The organism is Stenotrophomonas sp. Steno-C17 (assembly GCF_056393165.1).
In genome coordinates, this window is the sequence record NZ_JBWJPD010000017.1 from 47,503 (window position 1) to 62,068 (window position 14,566).

Genomic DNA, 14,566 nt, shown 5'->3' on the forward strand with positions numbered 1-14,566 from the left:
TGGAATCCCCCTAGTCCTGAGATGCTCGTGGTAGATCAGTTCAGTAGACGCAATGATGCAAGGCGAGGTGACATTCGCCAGGGAGAACATTGAATCGGATACTGCCAAAAGGTTACGCCCGGCCGTTGTAGAGGCCGTGATTGAGGCCGAAGACTTCTTTGTTCGCTCTCGCTGCTAGCAGGCGAAAGTGGGCTCGCCAAACTTCTTACGAAGCTCCTTGATCAGCTCCACGTCAGGTGACAGAACAGTCTCGCTGACATCCACCGAAGGAGTTGCACCCATGGCACCCACGTAAACGTGGCGTCGTACGGTTAGGACTGCATCTGCCGGGATGGGCCGTATCTCTCCACGCCCATAGTCGTGCTTGTAGCTTCCACTGACCCACCCCGTCTTGGTCAGGTGCTCATCTTCCCACTCATCGCTGTATGCCATTGACGTCGCTCTCAGGTGTAGATTTGGTCATAAAGATCCCTGCCCGCTCTGGGCAGGGACCATACAGATCAAGCGGCAGGCAGCCCTGTTGCGCCAGGTGCTTCGAGCAGAATCTTATCCAGATAGGGAAGCGCCGCCGGGTCACGCTCGCGGAAATACTGGTGAGCCTTGTTGGGCAACCAAACCTCGTTAAAGTGAAGGCGGAATGCATGGAGGTAGCCGATCGGGTACATCTTTGCATCGCAGACTCGTCCGTCTGTATAGCGATGCTTGTAGGTGGGCATCTTGGACGTGTCTACCCCTTGGTCTCGCAGCCACTTGGCGAACATCCTGCCTTCAGAGATGTCAGGGACCATGCGTTCGGGCAGCGTGTAACCTCGAGCCTCGAGGGGGGCGATCAAAGAAATCGCCAGCTCGTTCAGGATAGAGAAGTGCGTGTAGGGAACTTGGTCCTTGTTGGCAAGGTAGCGCTGGATGTGATGCGGGAGGCCAGGCGCAGGAGCGCCACTAGGCTGGCGCCCAGACAGCCACTCCCGTACCCAACGTGCCACAGCTACCGCAAACTTCGGCGACAGCCACTGAGCCAAGTGGACAGCGACGTCCGGGTGTACCCAGGTACCCTGCGGTCCAGATCCGCCCTTAACTACTTGAACGAGAAGCGATGTCGGAATTCCGACATCGGTCGAAAGCTCTGCCAAGAACGCCGCCGTCGTGGCGTTCTCAAGGTAATGCCCAAGACGCTTGCCGACCGCCTGACACATGGCGGTTGCGTTGATGTACCCGTCGAGCTTGCGCTGCTCAATCAGGGTGTTCTCCATCTGACGATGGATCAGGTGCAGCGACAGCTGCTGAGTGTTGCTGGTCATCTCGCCTTGCCTCTTGATTTGGCAGGCGAACACTGGCCTCAACTAGCGGAACTACGATGCGCGTCACAAATCGTTAGTAACGATCAATTGACACGTATGTCATACGGCGTATGATTCGCTCCGTTACTTCTAGGTAAGTTGCTGCCACTGCTCGGCACTGCTTGCGTAACACCGCCCTGCCTAGCGCCAACTAGGTGGGGCTTTTTATTGCCCCGACGGTGGCCGGGGAATCCCGACGGCCACAAGATAGTGAGGCCATTTAGCGCCGTCAACGCCAAATGTAGTGAAATTCTCGAATCCGTTGTGCCACAAAGGTTTGGGGGCGCATTGACAGCTGTACGGAAAATAATGCAGCTCGACCTGCCAAAACGATCTGCGCAGTCAAGCCCGCGAAACGCCATTTTGGCAATACAGCGTTCTCCCGAAACAGAACAATGCCAGCTTCACAGGGCCTGTACCTTGTGTGCTGTGGATATTTCTGTGCATAAGTTTTGGCGCGCTGTAGCGACGCTCCTCCGCTAGGCAACAAGCGGCCGAGCCGCATCGTCTACGGCAGATTGGTCCAGGTTCCCTTTGGTCGACTGTGGCCATCCCGGCTTGACCAGTCGTACTGACCTGCCGTTTAAACGGACTCGCGGGACTGAACTGAACTAGTGCCTTTCTAGGCCGTAAGACCGCAGCCAACAGCTGGCCGCTTGCCGCCTGTTCCAGAGACCGCGCCTAGTCCTTGAGCGTGCACCGAGGGTCCACTTCCGGCCAAAAGGAGACATCGAACGCCGTGTTGAGCCGCCGCTGCGCCAGCGAGCGTCGGATGTCGTCAGCCGCTCGGCGGTGCCATGGATGCATTCGATGATGTCATCATCGGCGAACCACAACGGGAGCGATTGAGTGGCCATCCCCTTTTCTGAAGAACAAGTACACGAGCAGTTGTTGGCGATGGGCATGGAAACGGTCGTGATGGACTCGACCGAGCTGACTCAAGCCTTGGAAGGCCGCGCCTTACTGCCCGAAGTAGAAGATGAGGAGGGCAGCTTCGAGCTGTGGCGCATCATCAAGCAGCGCGCTTTGCAGCGCATCGATCGCATCCACGATAGCGTTCGCTACGGAACGTTCGTCGGTAGCAAAGTCGACCTGCCCACGGACAGTACCAAGCCGATGCAGCTCGACTTGTTGGGTTACCACGAAGACGGCATTTTCGTACTTGAGCTCAAGGTCGGCAGTTCATCCGAACGGAACGCGTTCTCTGAGTTGCTAGCCTATAGCAACTACATTGCCCAAATGTTTGCGCTTTCGGGGCCGGCAGACATCGCCAACGTTTTGGTGGCGCCCATGGGGGCGAAAATTACTCGCCATGCGTACCTGTATGACCTGCTCATCTCCAATCGGGACGTCATCGCTTACCGCCCAATTTTTTCGGAGCAGACGCTTGAAAGCTTGAAGCTGGAGCTGTATGTCCCGACAGATGAGGATTTCCGCTACTTCGCAAATAGGCTGCTATCGCACCAGGCGATGGGCTGCGTTGTCGCCTCGTTCCACGACCTAAAAGGCTGGTACGACAGTGAGGAGGATGAGGGAAACCTCAACGATTACACCCGCGAGGCGTTGGGCGCCCTGAGTACGTATGCCGCGCAGTTAATGGAGGCCGAGCAGCTGCACGGATTCGTGTTCGTCCGCAAGCCCTGGAAAGAGCTCCCTCGGTACTACCGCAATAGCCTGATTGTGTGTGCCGTCAACCCGTTCCTGGTGGCCGATCCCGAGCGCTCAGTCCCGATGCTCGAGCAGATGGACGAACAGCATCGCGACATTTTCATGGAGAGTCCGCGGTACGCCTTCGAAGGTCGGCTGCTGCGCCTCGCCAAGCGCGCTATTGACGATTGCCTGGCGCACGGAACCGAATGCGAGCGCGAGGTGCCTCTATGGGAGGGTATGGTTCGCGAGCTTCAAGAAGTGGTCTTCACGCACAACTTTGGCTTCCGCCCGACCGGCATCTTCCGCGAGGCGTACGTGGCCTCCCTACAAGCGTTGTACATCCGCAAGGCGGGCGGAGGCGACGAAGACGCTAGCACCCTGAAAGTCGACGAGGTGAACAACTGGATGCGCGCCTGGATGTTCATGGAGATGTGTGGGTTCGTTGCCGGGGAGGCAGATGGTGTTGTTGACGACGAGGAGGCTGACGAAGAGGGGCCGGCATCGTAGGCCGACCTGCCACCCGACGTGCACCCGGTTTTGAGTAGCAATAGAGGTTCGGGGGAATGTTGGACGTAACCGTGAACGGCGGCTATGGGTCGCATGACGCCCTGCGGCCGATAGCGGACATCACTTCACATACAAGCCAGTCCAAGACTGCCTCCTTAACTGCCGTAGACTGAGGGCATCCACATCGGAACGTGACCATGCCTGTTGAGCCGTTGCCCCGCTTACGCAAAAGCATCAACCTTGACGCCATTGCAAAGCTAAACCCCGAGGAAACCGCACGGCTGCGGGAGAGGTGCACCGCAGCCATGCAGCCTGTCCTCGATGCTTCCCAGACTCTGCCGGCCATGCTCCGCGGTATTGGGGCTACGATTCGTCCGTTTGTTGTAAAGCTTAACGAAGCCCGCTCCTCCCTCGAGGGGATAGGTGCCATGATCAAAGCATCGAATGACATGCTTCGAGACGGCATCCGCGGCATCGTGCAGCAGGGCTGGTTTATCGATAGCGATATGGATCTATCGTCGGTCATACGGCTCGGTGAGGACTATTCTTCAGGCCAAGAGGCGGATGCAGAGGCTGCGTTGATTGCCTACTATCAGGCTGAAGGTGACGCCATTGTCTCCCGGGTGTGCGCCAACGCACCGGATCGTGCCCAGCACATCCAAGACGCATGGGAGGCTCACAAGGCAGGGAAGTACGCGCTCAGCGTCCCTGTTTTTCTGATCCAAGCGGACGGTATTGTCTACGACCGAAGAAGCGGACGGCAGCTCTTCTCGAAGCGCAAGGATCGGGGTATTGGTACCCTGGCCAAGACAGCAGAAGACGGTTCTGCGGACTGGGTCTTTCTAGCACCATATGCAGAAGACAGCCCTTTTTCGAAGGATACGAAGGATCTTCCTGCCGATTTTGACGGGCTGAATCGCCATGCGGTTTTGCATGGCATCAGTACAAAATTTGCCACGGAGGTCAACAGCCTTCGTGCGTTGTCTGCACTCGGCTATGTGGACTTTGCGCTATGAATAGGTCAGCAGCCGAAGAGCTCAAGTTTCTTATTAGCACGGATAGCGATGGCAGCGTCTGGCTAGCGGTGGAAGTCAAGGAGTCCTCACGCTATGAAATACGCGTGTTCCTGGATCATGGCGAGGATCGTTACGATTGGATCATCACACGAGACCGCCGGACCATTGCAAAAGCGCCGACCACCGCCTTCGACGTGCCACAAGCACTACAATCCGCCCTCAATCACTACTGGGGAACCGACCGGGTGGAGCTAATACCATTTGACCCGTGAGGGTCGGGTTCTGAAAGTAAGGAAACGAACCATGTCTACACGGATTGTCAGTCGCCTGCTTCTCTTCCTTGTAACGGTCAGTAGCCCGCTCGGTGCGTCAGCAGCGCCTGAGGAATCGGAATCTACCCCAAAGGTCCAGCTGCAGTTGCGTGACATGATGAAGGGCAACGAGGAGCGCAGCATGATCAGCATCGCTTGCCTGAAGAGCTCAGCCGCGGCTTTGGAAGCAAAAGAAGCGGGGCAGTTGGGGAGCGTCACCAACCAGGCGGCGAAGTATCGGAGAACGGGTTCCAGCGATGATCCATACTTCAAGGCGATAGTTGATCGATACAAGCTCGATCCAGCTCAGAATTTTCTGTTTGCTGCATTAATGAATGCGCAAGCAGATATCACATGGCTGGAGGAAAAGCGTCGCTACAGCCCGGGGACGGAATCGTTCTTCATGGGATACCTGGCCGCATCTTGCGCACAGCTGGCCACCGTTCAATGAGCTCAGCTGTTGAAGTCGGTGCTGGTCGGGATGAAAAGGGTGATGTGCTGTTCCTTGGGGAGCCCAACCGTAGCCTCGTCCTCGCTACCGACGACCGTCGCGAATGGCGCGCTCACCCAAAGCCGTGCAAAGGAATTGATGTATCTGGCACTCAGGTGTTTCTGATCGTCGGCGTTGGCGAACAATTGGCTTACGGTCCTTCGAAATTCTTCAAGCGCGGCCGGGATCGCCTCTCTGTAGGGATGGATCACGTGATTGTGGCAAGGCTCGCTGAGCAGCAACCATCAGGCAGCACCCGAAAGCGCCGCATAGATAAGGCAGTGACGAGCCCCAAGAAGGCTCGTTGAACCTGTGATCGATTGCACGCCCTATCGCCGCCGCGGCATATTTCCAGAAATGTCCCTGCCGCGCGCCAAGATCTATCGCTCGACCCAACGCACGGCATGCTCCCGCGAGCCCGCCGCTCCCCGGTAGTAGCGCCCTTGCCACGCGATCGTGTGTGGCCACTTGCCAGATGCATCTTGCGTCATGTGCGCAACGCCTGTTCCGATCAGTGATGGCCTACACTCGGCGCGTGACCATCAGGCCTCGCCACTGAACCTCGCCAGGTTCGGCGAGCCGGGGACCAGCGAGTGGCGGACCCTGATTCACGCTCACATTTGTCCCCATAGTCTGTGTAGGTGATTGCTCCCATAGTTTGTGCAATCGACACGAACTATGGGGGCATGGCTACGGCCAAACCGCTACAAGTTCCCTGAACGGCAACCTCATTCATGTACTGGTCAGTACAATATTCAGGGGCGATTTCACCAGCAAACGGATAATTCACACCTGTCGACCGCCTCCTCTCTCCCTCTCCCCGGAGGCGGCCGACGAAACCAAAAATAATTAAAGGTGTGTCCCGATGATCAAGAATTCGCTGCTTGCCCTGGGTCTGCTGGCTGCCCTGCCGTTCGCTGCATCGGCTGCCGATGGCCTGTCGTACAACTACGTTGAAGGCGGTTACGTGAACACCGATGCCAAGGGCGGCGACGCCGATGGCTGGGGCGTGAAGGGCTCGGTTGCAGTGCACCCGAACTTCTCGGTCTTCGGTGACTACAGCAAGCAGGAAACCGACACCTTCAAGAACGATGTGGCCCAGTGGCGCATCGGTGCCGGCTACAACTATGGCATCGCACCGAACACCGACCTGGTGGCTCGTGTTGCGTACCAGAAGTTCGACCTGAAGCACGGCCTGGACTTCAACGGCTACTCCACCGAAGTGGGTCTGCGTACCGCGTTCAACCCGTACCTGGAAGGCTATGCGCTGGCCGGTTACGAGGATTACAGCAAGAAGCACGGCATCAATCCGGAAGGCGAGTTCTACGGCCGCGTCGGCGCCACCGCCAAGTTCAACCAGAACTGGGGCCTGAGTGGCGAAGTGAAGCTGGCCAAGGCGGGCGACCGCGAGTGGTTCGTGGGTCCGCGCTTCAGCTGGTAAGACATCGCTCTGTCGTTAGTGCGTGTAAGTGGCATGTGACTCTCTCTCTCTCCCGCATGCCATCCGAAGCCCGGCCTTGTGCCGGGCTTCTTTTTTTCAGTGCTCGCGGCGGTGCGTAGGCCCGCCCAGGCGATCAACGCACGGGCGCGCCGTAACTGTCGGCCAGGATGGCTTTGTACTCGGCCAGCGTGGGCAGCCCCATGGCGCTGCGCCGTGCATCCAGGCCGGGCATGTCTTCGGTGGGGCGCAGCCGCATCGCGCCGTCGTCGCCCCGCACGAACTGGCTGCCGTAGCGTTGCGGTTTGCCTTGCGCCACCAACACGCGGTCGGTCAGCAGGGCCACGTCAGCCCGATCGGCCTCGCCCGCCATGGCGGCCTGTTCGATCAGCGGCAGTACGTCTGCCTGGAAGGCAGGATCCTGGTCAGCGTGCTGCACCAGCAGCCATGCTGCCTTGGCGCCATCGCGGCCCACCTTTGATCGTGTCGGCCATCCCTTCTCGGCGATCACCGATTTCAACCACTCCGCATTGGCCTTGGCCAACGGGCCGATGCGCTTGAAGGCCTCGTCGCCCCCGGTCGCAATGGCGGCGTGCTGCTCGGCCTGGTCGCGGGCCTCGCGCTCCAGCAGTTCGTTGCGCAACGCTACGTCCAACTGCGCGTCCCGCTGCGTCTGCGTCGCTTCCACGCGTGCCAACACACGCTCCCAGCCCGGATCAGCGCGCAGCGCGTTCAGGCCAGGACGGTCCTTGTGCAGCAGATCATCGACGGGCAGCCGGTCCTGCTCAACCAGCGAAGCGACGTAGGCCATCGCAGCGGCGTGGTCGCCAGCGGCCGCCGTGCACTCGACCAGCAGCAGTTCGCCCGCATCAGGAAAGCGGGTGCCTTGCTGATACATCGCGCCGAGCGTAGCGGCGCAGCCTTTGAAGTTGTCGCCCTGGTACTGCTGCAGCGCGCTGAAGAACGTACCGGTCTCTGCCGAATGGCCGGTGCAGGTCGCGCCGAGCAGTAGTGCGAACAGTACCGGAGCGTGTCTGCGTGTGCGGATGGATGCCATCGTGCTGTCCTCCCTGAAGCGTGGTCCAGACATCTTGCCAGATGAAATCGGGGCCGCGCCGCGCGAACGGCAGTCGAGCAAGCTCGACTCTACCCAGGCTGGCATCGTGGTGGTGTTGGTTCGGCTATGATCGCCGCCTCAAGCCAGCAGGATGTTCCATGAATTCCCAGCCCGCCCCGATCACCGCCCTGAATCACACGCTGGACAACGAGCCGCAGCAGATCACCGCGCCGTTGACCCATTGCGCGGCCTTCCTGGTGCTGAAGGTGAAGGACGATGCCGATTCCATCGCCACGGTGCGGCAGGTGCTGGGCAGTACCGATGATCTGATCAAGAACACCGCCATCCGCGAGATCGAGCGCACGTTCACCTGCAACGTGGCCATCGGCCATCGCGTGTGGGCACCGCTGGTGGGCAGCACGCCGCCGCGCGAGTTGAAGCCATTCCGTGAGATCCAGGGCGCCACCCACACCGCGGTGGCCACCCCCGGCGACCTGCTGTACCACATCCGTGCGCGCACCCAGGACCTGATCGTGGCGTTCGAGCGCAACCTGCTGCTGGCCTTCGGCGATGCGGTGGAAACGGTAGATGAAGTGGCCGGCTTCCGTTATTTCGATGGCCGCGACCTGCTCGACTTTGTTGATGGCACGGCCAACCCGGAAGGGCTGTCGTTGCCGGAGGCCACCATCGTCGGCGATGAAGACCCCGAACATGCCGGTGGCAGCTACGTGGTGGTGCAGAAGTACCTGCACAACCTGCAGGCCTGGCGCGCGCAGAAGACCGAAGCGCAGGAAGCCATCATCGGCCGCACCAAGCACGACAACATGGAACTGGACGATGCACCGGCCGATGCGCAGAAGTCGCACAAGACGCTGTGCACCATCGAGGATGCCGACGGCGAGCACGAGATCCTGCGCGACAACATGCCGTTCGCGCGCCCGGGCCACAATGAGTACGGCACCTACTTCATCGGCTACACGCGCCGGCTGTGGGTGATCGAGCAGATGCTGGAACGCATGTTCATCGGCAATCCGGCGCCGCTGCACGATCGCATCCTGGATTTCTCGACGGCGGTCACCGGCGTCACCTTCTTCGCGCCCTCGCGCAAGGTGCTGGCCGACCTGGCTGAATAGATCCACGCCATGCGTGGATGAACCCGCGGCGCACTCGTAGATCCACGCCATGCGTGGATGAACCCGCGCGGCCCGGCGCACCTGCGCAGTCGAGCAAGCTCGACTCTACCGGGCCGAGGCGACCTGCGGCGCGCGCGCGGCGGCCTGCCACGCGCGCAGGCCGAACACCGCCAGGCCCAGGAAGAACACGTACAGCGCGGCGGTCACGTGCAGCGACTTGAACAGGTACGTGCCCACGTACACCACGTCCACGGCGATCCACACCCACCAGCACGCCGCATGCCGGCGCGCCTGCCACCACTGGCCGACCAGGCTGAGGCCGGTCAGCAGGGCATCCAGCCACGGCAGTGCGGCGTCGGTGAAGCTGTGCATGACCGCGCCCAGCGCCACGCCGCCGCATACGCCGATGGCCAGGTCGCGCAGCAGCGTGCCGCGCGCCAGCGGCACGATGCGGATGCTGCCTTCATCGGCGGCATGCTGGCGCCAGTTCAACCAGCCATAGACCAGGAAACCGCCGAAGATCACCTGCAGCAGGGTGTCCGAATACAGCTTGGCTTCGGCGAACACCAGCCCGTACAGCGCCACCGACAGCAGCCCGACCGGCCACGCCGACAGCCGGCGCCGGGCCATCAGCCAGACGCCCAGCACGCTGCACAGCGCGGCGGTCCACTCGAGCACGGCTCCGTTCACAGCGCGAACGACACCGACAGGCGGGCCTGTCGCGGCGCACCGGGGAACAGGTAGTAATCACCGGCGCTGCTGCCGGTGTCACGCCAGTAGAAGCGGTTGAACACGTTGTCCACCGACAGGTTCCAGGTCACCGCACGTTCGTGCAGGCGGTGCTGGAAGCGCAGGCCGGCGTCGAACACCGAATAGTCCGGTGCACGCACCGCGCCATCGGCACGCGCCACGTTGGCCGATGCATAGCGCCAGCCCCCGGTCACCTGCAGGCCCTGCACGAACGGCAGTGCGTAGGCCAGGTGCACGCTGGCGCGCACCTTCGGCACGTTCACCAGCTGGTGGCCTTCATAGGCGGGCGTACCGGCATCCCGTGCGCGGGCGCGCAGCACGCTGGCGCTGGCCACCACCTGCAGCGCATCGGTCAGCTGGCCGTTGGCGGTCAGCTCCAGCCCGGTGTGGGTCTGCTGGCCTTCCTGCACGAAGGTGAAGCCCACATCGCTGTCGTCCGGCTTGGCGTACTGGTAGGGCTGGCTGATGCGGAACACCGCCGCGCCCACGCTCAGCGCCTCGTTCGGCGCGTACTTCACCCCCGCTTCCAGCTGGCGCGATTCCACCGCCGGCAGGAAGGTGTCGGCGTTGCTGGTCCAGAACGGCGCTTCCTGCCCCAGCGAAATGCCGCGCACGTAGCTGGCGTAGGCGTTCAGCTGGTCGGTGGCTTTCCACACCAGTGCGGTCTGCGGCAGGAAGCGCGACAGGCGGCTGTGCCGCTGCGGGTTGCCGCGCTTGTCGTAGGCGCGTTCGTCCAGGCGCACGTAGCGGCCACCGGCCAGCCACTGCCAATCGTCGCCGAAGCTGAGCCGGTCCAGCGCGAAGAACGCGTTCTGGCGGCTGTCCAGGCGGCGTGCGGACGGGCCCGGCTGCAACGGCGAAGGATCGAACACCGGTACCTGGCCGTCGTGGTAGTTGGTGGTGCCCACGTACTCGTTCACGCTGGGGCGGCGGTCCACGGTGCGGCGGTAGGTCTCGCCGCCCAGGCTCAGCTCGTGGCCCACGCTGCCGGTGCTGAAGCGGCCGCGCAGTTCGGCACGGGCCTGCTGGTTGCGGCGGGTGTCGTCGGGGCTGCGGTAATCGTAGACGTCGTAGTCGCCGTTGGGCGCGAAGTAGTTGCCTGGCACGCTGCCGTCGGCGCACTGCGCGGCGTAGTAGCAGCCGTAGGCGAAGGCCACGTTGTCATCGATCACCGTGCGGCTGTGGCCCAGCGCCACGCGCGACTGCCAGGCGCTGCTGAAGTCGTAGGTGTGCTGCACGGTGATGTTGGTGCTGGCAATGCCCACCGGCATCTGCCACGGCTGGTAGCCCAGCAGGTGGTCGCGGTCCACGCCGCGCGGCAGCTCGCTGGCACCCAGCAGCTGGTAGCCCGATGCCGAGCGCTGCGAACTGGTCTGGTAGTTGGCGTCCACTTCCAGCTTGCCGCGCTCACCGATCAGCCAGTCGGCGGCCAGCGAATAGAAGTTGCGGCGGCCATCGAGGTGCTCGATGTACGACTCGCTGGCGTCCCAGGCGGCGTTGAAGCGCACGCCGAAGCGCGGGGTCAGCCAGTGGCCCACGTCCACGGCGGCGTAGCGGGAGCCTTCCGAATCGGTGCCCAGGGTGACCGTGCGCACTTCGGCCGGGCGCTTGCCCACGTAGTTGATGATGCCGCCGGGGGCCATCACGCCGGCGGCCAGGCCGGCTTCGCCCTTCAGGATTTCCACCGATTCCACGTTCTCCAGCGCCAGCCGCTGTTCGCCGGCCATCGACAGGCCGTTGAAGCGGTAGCCGGTGGCCGCATCCAGCGCGAAGCCACGAATGGCCACGTTCTGGTAGTAGCCCACCGGTGCATAGGCATCGCCCAGCGACGCATCGTTGCTGGCCAGCTCGGACAGCGAACGCACCTGGCGTTGTTCCAGGTAGCTGCGGTCGAGCACGTTCACCGATGCCGGGGTGTCCTTCCAGCTGCCACCGCCGAAGGCATTGGCGCGCGAACTGGCAGAAGCAGGTTTGCCGGCCTGCACGCGCACGGCGGCCAGATCGGTGGGCGAGCGATCGGAGGTGTAGGCGGCATCGGTGGCGGCCTCGCTGGCATGCAGCGGCAGGGCGGCACACAGGGCCAGAGCGAGCAGGGTGGGGCGCAGGCAGCGGTTCATTCGGTTCGTCTTCTGACAGCAAGGGAGACGAAGCGACGGCGCGCGGACGCACCGGCCCAGGGAACGGGGGTGCAACCGCTGCTCAAAGCTCCCTACGCCGGTGCAAACCGGATCAGGTTCCAAGGGACTCTCTCAGCCTGGCAGATCCAGGCACCCCCGCTTCAGGTGACCATTTCACTACAAACCGTACGGATTTGCGAGCCCGGGCACGGGGCAGGGGGTCAGAGCCCTTTCCCGTGGAAAGGGATCCGACCCCGGGGCGGCGTATGGAAGGGTCAGATCCTATTCCGCAGGAAAGGGCTCTGACCCCAGGGCTGTAGGCCGCTATGCAGCGGCGTGCAACGCCTGCAGCAGGCCCTGTCCGGCCGCGCTGTGGAACCAGGCCGGGTGGCCGAGCATGAACGGCTGCCAGGCCACGTCGGCATTGGCGGTGGAGCCGGTGATGCCTTCGAAGTACTCCACTTCGGACAGTGCGAAGTCGAAATGCACCATCGGCAGCAGGTCGGCCAGCAGATGCACGCGCTCGGCCGACAGCGGCAGCACTTGGCGGTAGCCGGCCAGCAGGGCCAGGGCGATATCGCTGCGCACCGCGTCGGCGCCGCGTTGCAGTTCCAGCCAGGCCACCGCATTGCGCTCGATGGCCGTGGCCAGGTCGAACAGTGCGCTGGTGGGCGAGGCCAGGCCGAAATCCAGCACGGTGGCGATCTGCCCGTCGCTGTTCCACAGCAGGTTGGAGACGTGCCAGTCGTTGTGCGCCCACAGCCGCGGTTCGTGCTGCAGCTTCTCGGCCAGGCCGGCATGCCAGGGCAGCACGTGCTCGCGCAGCTGCGCCTGCCAGGGAATGCGCGCCAGGTAGCGGGCCAAGCCGGGGCGATCGGGCAGGCTGGCCTGCAGCGCGGCGATGGGATCGTGGGCGCGGATCAGATCGTCGCGTGCCACCAGGATATGGGTACCGCGCTGTGGCGCGTGGTAATCGGCTGCGGCACGGTGCAGCCGGGCCAGCATGCGGCCGGCTTCCTGCGCCTGTGCGATGTCGGTCAGCAGGGTCCACGAGGGCGCATCGCGATAGAGGTCCGAGCCGGCGCCCACCGCGTGCAGTTCATAGGTCCAGCGCCCGTGCTCCAGCGCGGTCTGCCCGTCGTCTGCAGCAAGCACCTGCACCACCGGTACCTCGCGCGCCGCCAAGTGGGCAATGAAACGGTGTTCTTCCTGCAGCACGGCGGCGCTGCGCACGCTGTGGTGGTGGCGTTTGATGAAGACGGCGCCGTGTTCGCCACGGGCGATCGCCGCCGCCGACAGCGGACGCGGGCTGTGCCATTGCAGCGTGGCCGTGCTGCCCAGCTGCGTGTAGCGCTGCCCCAACCAGGCCAGGTCCTGCGCGGAAATCGCCGGCCAGTCGGCCGCGACCTCATCGTTGTTCAGGCCCTGCACGCGGTGGGAAGTATCGGTCATGGTGGCGCGTTCGCAGATCGGGTGGGCAGCAGCACAGCGCGCTCATGGTAGCGCCCGCATCGCGTTCCTGCGCTGGCCCGGTGAAGAGGGCACCATAACGTGCCGGTTACACTGGCAGGCTTCCGTTCCAGAAACAGGGAGGCACCGGAACATACCCGTGCGATGTTTTTTCCCGATTTTTCTAGGCGCACTGGCGTGTGCCTCGGCCGGCCCGACGCTGGCACAGCCCCACGATCCCGATGCGGAACCGTGGTTCGACGCAGGCGGCGCCGTCCGCTTCAACTATGGGTGGTTGGACTACGGCCCCACCAGCGGCCTGCAGCTGGAACTGCTGCGTGCCGACATCGATGCCGGTGCCGGGCCGCTGTTCTTCTCGGCGCAGTACCGCTGGTATGACGGCTTCGATGCGGTCCACCACGCCTATGCGGGCTGGCAGTTCAACGAAGACACCGATTTGCGTGCGGGTATCCAGCAGGTGCCGTTCGGCCTGCTGCCCACGGTATCGCAGAGCTTCTGGTTCGGCGCCGGCTACTACCTGGGCATCGAGGATGACTACGATCCCGGCCTGGTGCTGCAGCATCGCAGCGGCCACCATCTCTGGCATGTCGGCTGGTTTGCCGGTGATGAGTACGGCGACGCGGCGCGCTACGACCGCTATTCGTTCGATGTAGCGCGCACCCCGGAGCGTCCCTATCGCGAGCGCGATCGGGTGAACCTGCGCTATGAACACGACCGTGAGTGGCACGGCGGAACCCTGCTGCTGGGAGCCTCGGCGTTCAGCGGTTCGGTGCAGAACGTGGAAACGCGCCGCCATCATGACCACCACGGCATGGCCGTGCATGCGCAATGGGCGCGCGATGGCTGGACCACGCAGCTGCAGTGGGCGCGCTACCACTACGGGGTTCCCGGCGCGACCATCGCCTTGTCGGCGTTCCAGGCGCCATTCGACATTGCCCGCAAGGCCGATGTGCCCAGCATGAACGTGGCCTATTCGTTCGGCGAACAGCGGTGGCTGGATGACATTACCTGCTACAACAACCTGAGCATGACCCGCCCGCTGCAGCGCCAGCCCGGCATGCGCTCGTCGTGGCAGAACGTCATCGGCTGCAGCCTGGGCAAGGGCAGCATGCTGACCTACATCGACTGGATCGCCGGAAAGAACATGTGGTTCGCCGGCGGCGATGGCATCGGCCTGGACCCGCACGGGCCCTCACGCTGGCACTCCCGCCTGAACCTCAATATCGGTTTCTACTTCTAGGACGCCCTTCATCGCGGTCCGCCGCGTATTCCTTCCACGCAATTCCGTTC

Annotated in this window: 13 protein-coding genes and 1 riboswitch; of the genes, 8 read left to right on the forward strand and 5 right to left on the reverse strand. The window is 62.8% G+C overall.

Annotation, left to right across the window (positions count from 1 at the left end; all coding sequences use genetic code 11):
* Positions 1-500 precede the first annotated feature (500 nt).
* Positions 501-1,298: a KilA-N domain-containing protein gene (locus tag AC06FA_RS15120; RefSeq protein ID WP_478069027.1), complete on the reverse strand. Its 798-nt coding sequence runs from the start codon at positions 1,296-1,298 to the stop codon at positions 501-503.
* A gap of 888 nt (positions 1,299-2,186) precedes the next feature.
* On the opposite strand from AC06FA_RS15120, the gene AC06FA_RS15125 reads away from it, so the two are divergent.
* The 6 genes from AC06FA_RS15125 (at position 2,187) to AC06FA_RS15150 (ending at position 6,752) form a co-directional block, all read left to right on the forward strand.
* Positions 2,187-3,494: a hypothetical protein gene (locus AC06FA_RS15125; RefSeq protein WP_478069028.1), complete on the forward strand. Its 1,308-nt coding sequence runs from the start codon at positions 2,187-2,189 to the stop codon at positions 3,492-3,494.
* A gap of 197 nt (positions 3,495-3,691) precedes the next feature.
* Positions 3,692-4,510, forward strand: a complete 819-nt coding sequence (locus AC06FA_RS15130) for a hypothetical protein (RefSeq protein ID WP_478069029.1) — start codon at positions 3,692-3,694, stop codon at positions 4,508-4,510.
* Positions 4,507-4,782: a hypothetical protein gene (locus AC06FA_RS15135; protein ID WP_478069030.1), complete on the forward strand. Its 276-nt coding sequence runs from the start codon at positions 4,507-4,509 to the stop codon at positions 4,780-4,782. The genes AC06FA_RS15130 and AC06FA_RS15135 overlap by 4 nt, the downstream gene beginning before the upstream one ends.
* Positions 4,783-4,813: 31 nt before the next feature.
* Positions 4,814-5,272, forward strand: a complete 459-nt coding sequence (locus AC06FA_RS15140) for a hypothetical protein (RefSeq protein ID WP_478069031.1) — start codon at positions 4,814-4,816, stop codon at positions 5,270-5,272.
* Complete coding sequence (locus tag AC06FA_RS15145; protein WP_478069032.1) at positions 5,269-5,619, forward strand: hypothetical protein; 351 nt, start codon at positions 5,269-5,271, stop codon at positions 5,617-5,619. Before AC06FA_RS15140 ends, AC06FA_RS15145 begins: the two co-directional genes overlap by 4 nt.
* A gap of 560 nt (positions 5,620-6,179) precedes the next feature.
* A complete protein-coding gene (locus AC06FA_RS15150; protein ID WP_199911434.1) occupies positions 6,180-6,752 on the forward strand; it encodes an OmpO family porin in 573 nt (190 codons plus the stop codon).
* Between the two features lie 133 nt (positions 6,753-6,885).
* On the opposite strand, the gene AC06FA_RS15155 is transcribed toward AC06FA_RS15150, so the two are convergent.
* Positions 6,886-7,806 (reverse strand): DUF6624 domain-containing protein, encoded by a 921-nt coding sequence (locus tag AC06FA_RS15155; RefSeq protein ID WP_478069033.1) that lies wholly within the window; start codon positions 7,804-7,806, stop codon positions 6,886-6,888.
* A 158-nt stretch (positions 7,807-7,964) separates the two neighbouring features.
* Between AC06FA_RS15155 and AC06FA_RS15160 the strand changes: the two genes are divergently transcribed.
* On the forward strand, positions 7,965-8,939 hold the full coding sequence (locus tag AC06FA_RS15160) for a Dyp-type peroxidase (RefSeq protein WP_478069034.1): 975 nt from the start codon (positions 7,965-7,967) through the stop codon (positions 8,937-8,939).
* Between the two features lie 105 nt (positions 8,940-9,044).
* On the opposite strand, the gene pnuC is transcribed toward AC06FA_RS15160, so the two are convergent.
* The 3 genes from pnuC to AC06FA_RS15175 form a co-directional block, all read right to left on the reverse strand.
* A complete protein-coding gene (gene pnuC / locus AC06FA_RS15165; protein WP_478069035.1) occupies positions 9,045-9,617 on the reverse strand; it encodes a nicotinamide riboside transporter PnuC in 573 nt (190 codons plus the stop codon).
* Positions 9,618-9,625: 8 nt separating this feature from the next.
* Positions 9,626-11,806 (reverse strand): TonB-dependent receptor, encoded by a 2,181-nt coding sequence (locus AC06FA_RS15170; protein WP_478069036.1) that lies wholly within the window; start codon positions 11,804-11,806, stop codon positions 9,626-9,628.
* Positions 11,807-11,878: 72 nt separating this feature from the next.
* A riboswitch (TPP riboswitch) is annotated at positions 11,879-11,974 on the reverse strand.
* Between the two features lie 156 nt (positions 11,975-12,130).
* Positions 12,131-13,258, reverse strand: coding sequence for a phosphotransferase enzyme family protein (locus AC06FA_RS15175; protein ID WP_478069037.1), 1,128 nt, complete (start codon positions 13,256-13,258; stop codon positions 12,131-12,133).
* A 157-nt stretch (positions 13,259-13,415) separates the two neighbouring features.
* Between AC06FA_RS15175 and AC06FA_RS15180 the strand changes: the two genes are divergently transcribed.
* Entirely contained in the window at positions 13,416-14,516 is a 1,101-nt protein-coding gene (locus AC06FA_RS15180) for a hypothetical protein (RefSeq protein ID WP_478069038.1), read from the forward strand.
* Positions 14,517-14,566: the final 50 nt, after the last annotated feature.

Bases quoted from the DNA above. Each gene is read 5' to 3' on its own strand.
- AC06FA_RS15120 (WP_478069027.1), bottom strand. From the start codon at position 1,298: ATGACCAGCAACACTCAGCAGCTGTCGCTGCACCTGATCCATCGTCAG.
- AC06FA_RS15130 (WP_478069029.1), top strand. From the start codon at position 3,692: ATGCCTGTTGAGCCGTTGCCCCGCTTACGCAAAAGCATCAACCTTGAC.
- AC06FA_RS15135 (WP_478069030.1), top strand. From the start codon at position 4,507: ATGAATAGGTCAGCAGCCGAAGAGCTCAAGTTTCTTATTAGCACGGAT.
- AC06FA_RS15140 (WP_478069031.1), top strand. From the start codon at position 4,814: ATGTCTACACGGATTGTCAGTCGCCTGCTTCTCTTCCTTGTAACGGTC.
- AC06FA_RS15145 (WP_478069032.1), top strand. From the start codon at position 5,269: ATGAGCTCAGCTGTTGAAGTCGGTGCTGGTCGGGATGAAAAGGGTGAT.
- AC06FA_RS15155 (WP_478069033.1), bottom strand. From the start codon at position 7,806: ATGGCATCCATCCGCACACGCAGACACGCTCCGGTACTGTTCGCACTA.
- AC06FA_RS15160 (WP_478069034.1), top strand. From the start codon at position 7,965: ATGAATTCCCAGCCCGCCCCGATCACCGCCCTGAATCACACGCTGGAC.
- AC06FA_RS15170 (WP_478069036.1), bottom strand. From the start codon at position 11,806: ATGAACCGCTGCCTGCGCCCCACCCTGCTCGCTCTGGCCCTGTGTGCC.
- AC06FA_RS15175 (WP_478069037.1), bottom strand. From the start codon at position 13,258: ATGACCGATACTTCCCACCGCGTGCAGGGCCTGAACAACGATGAGGTC.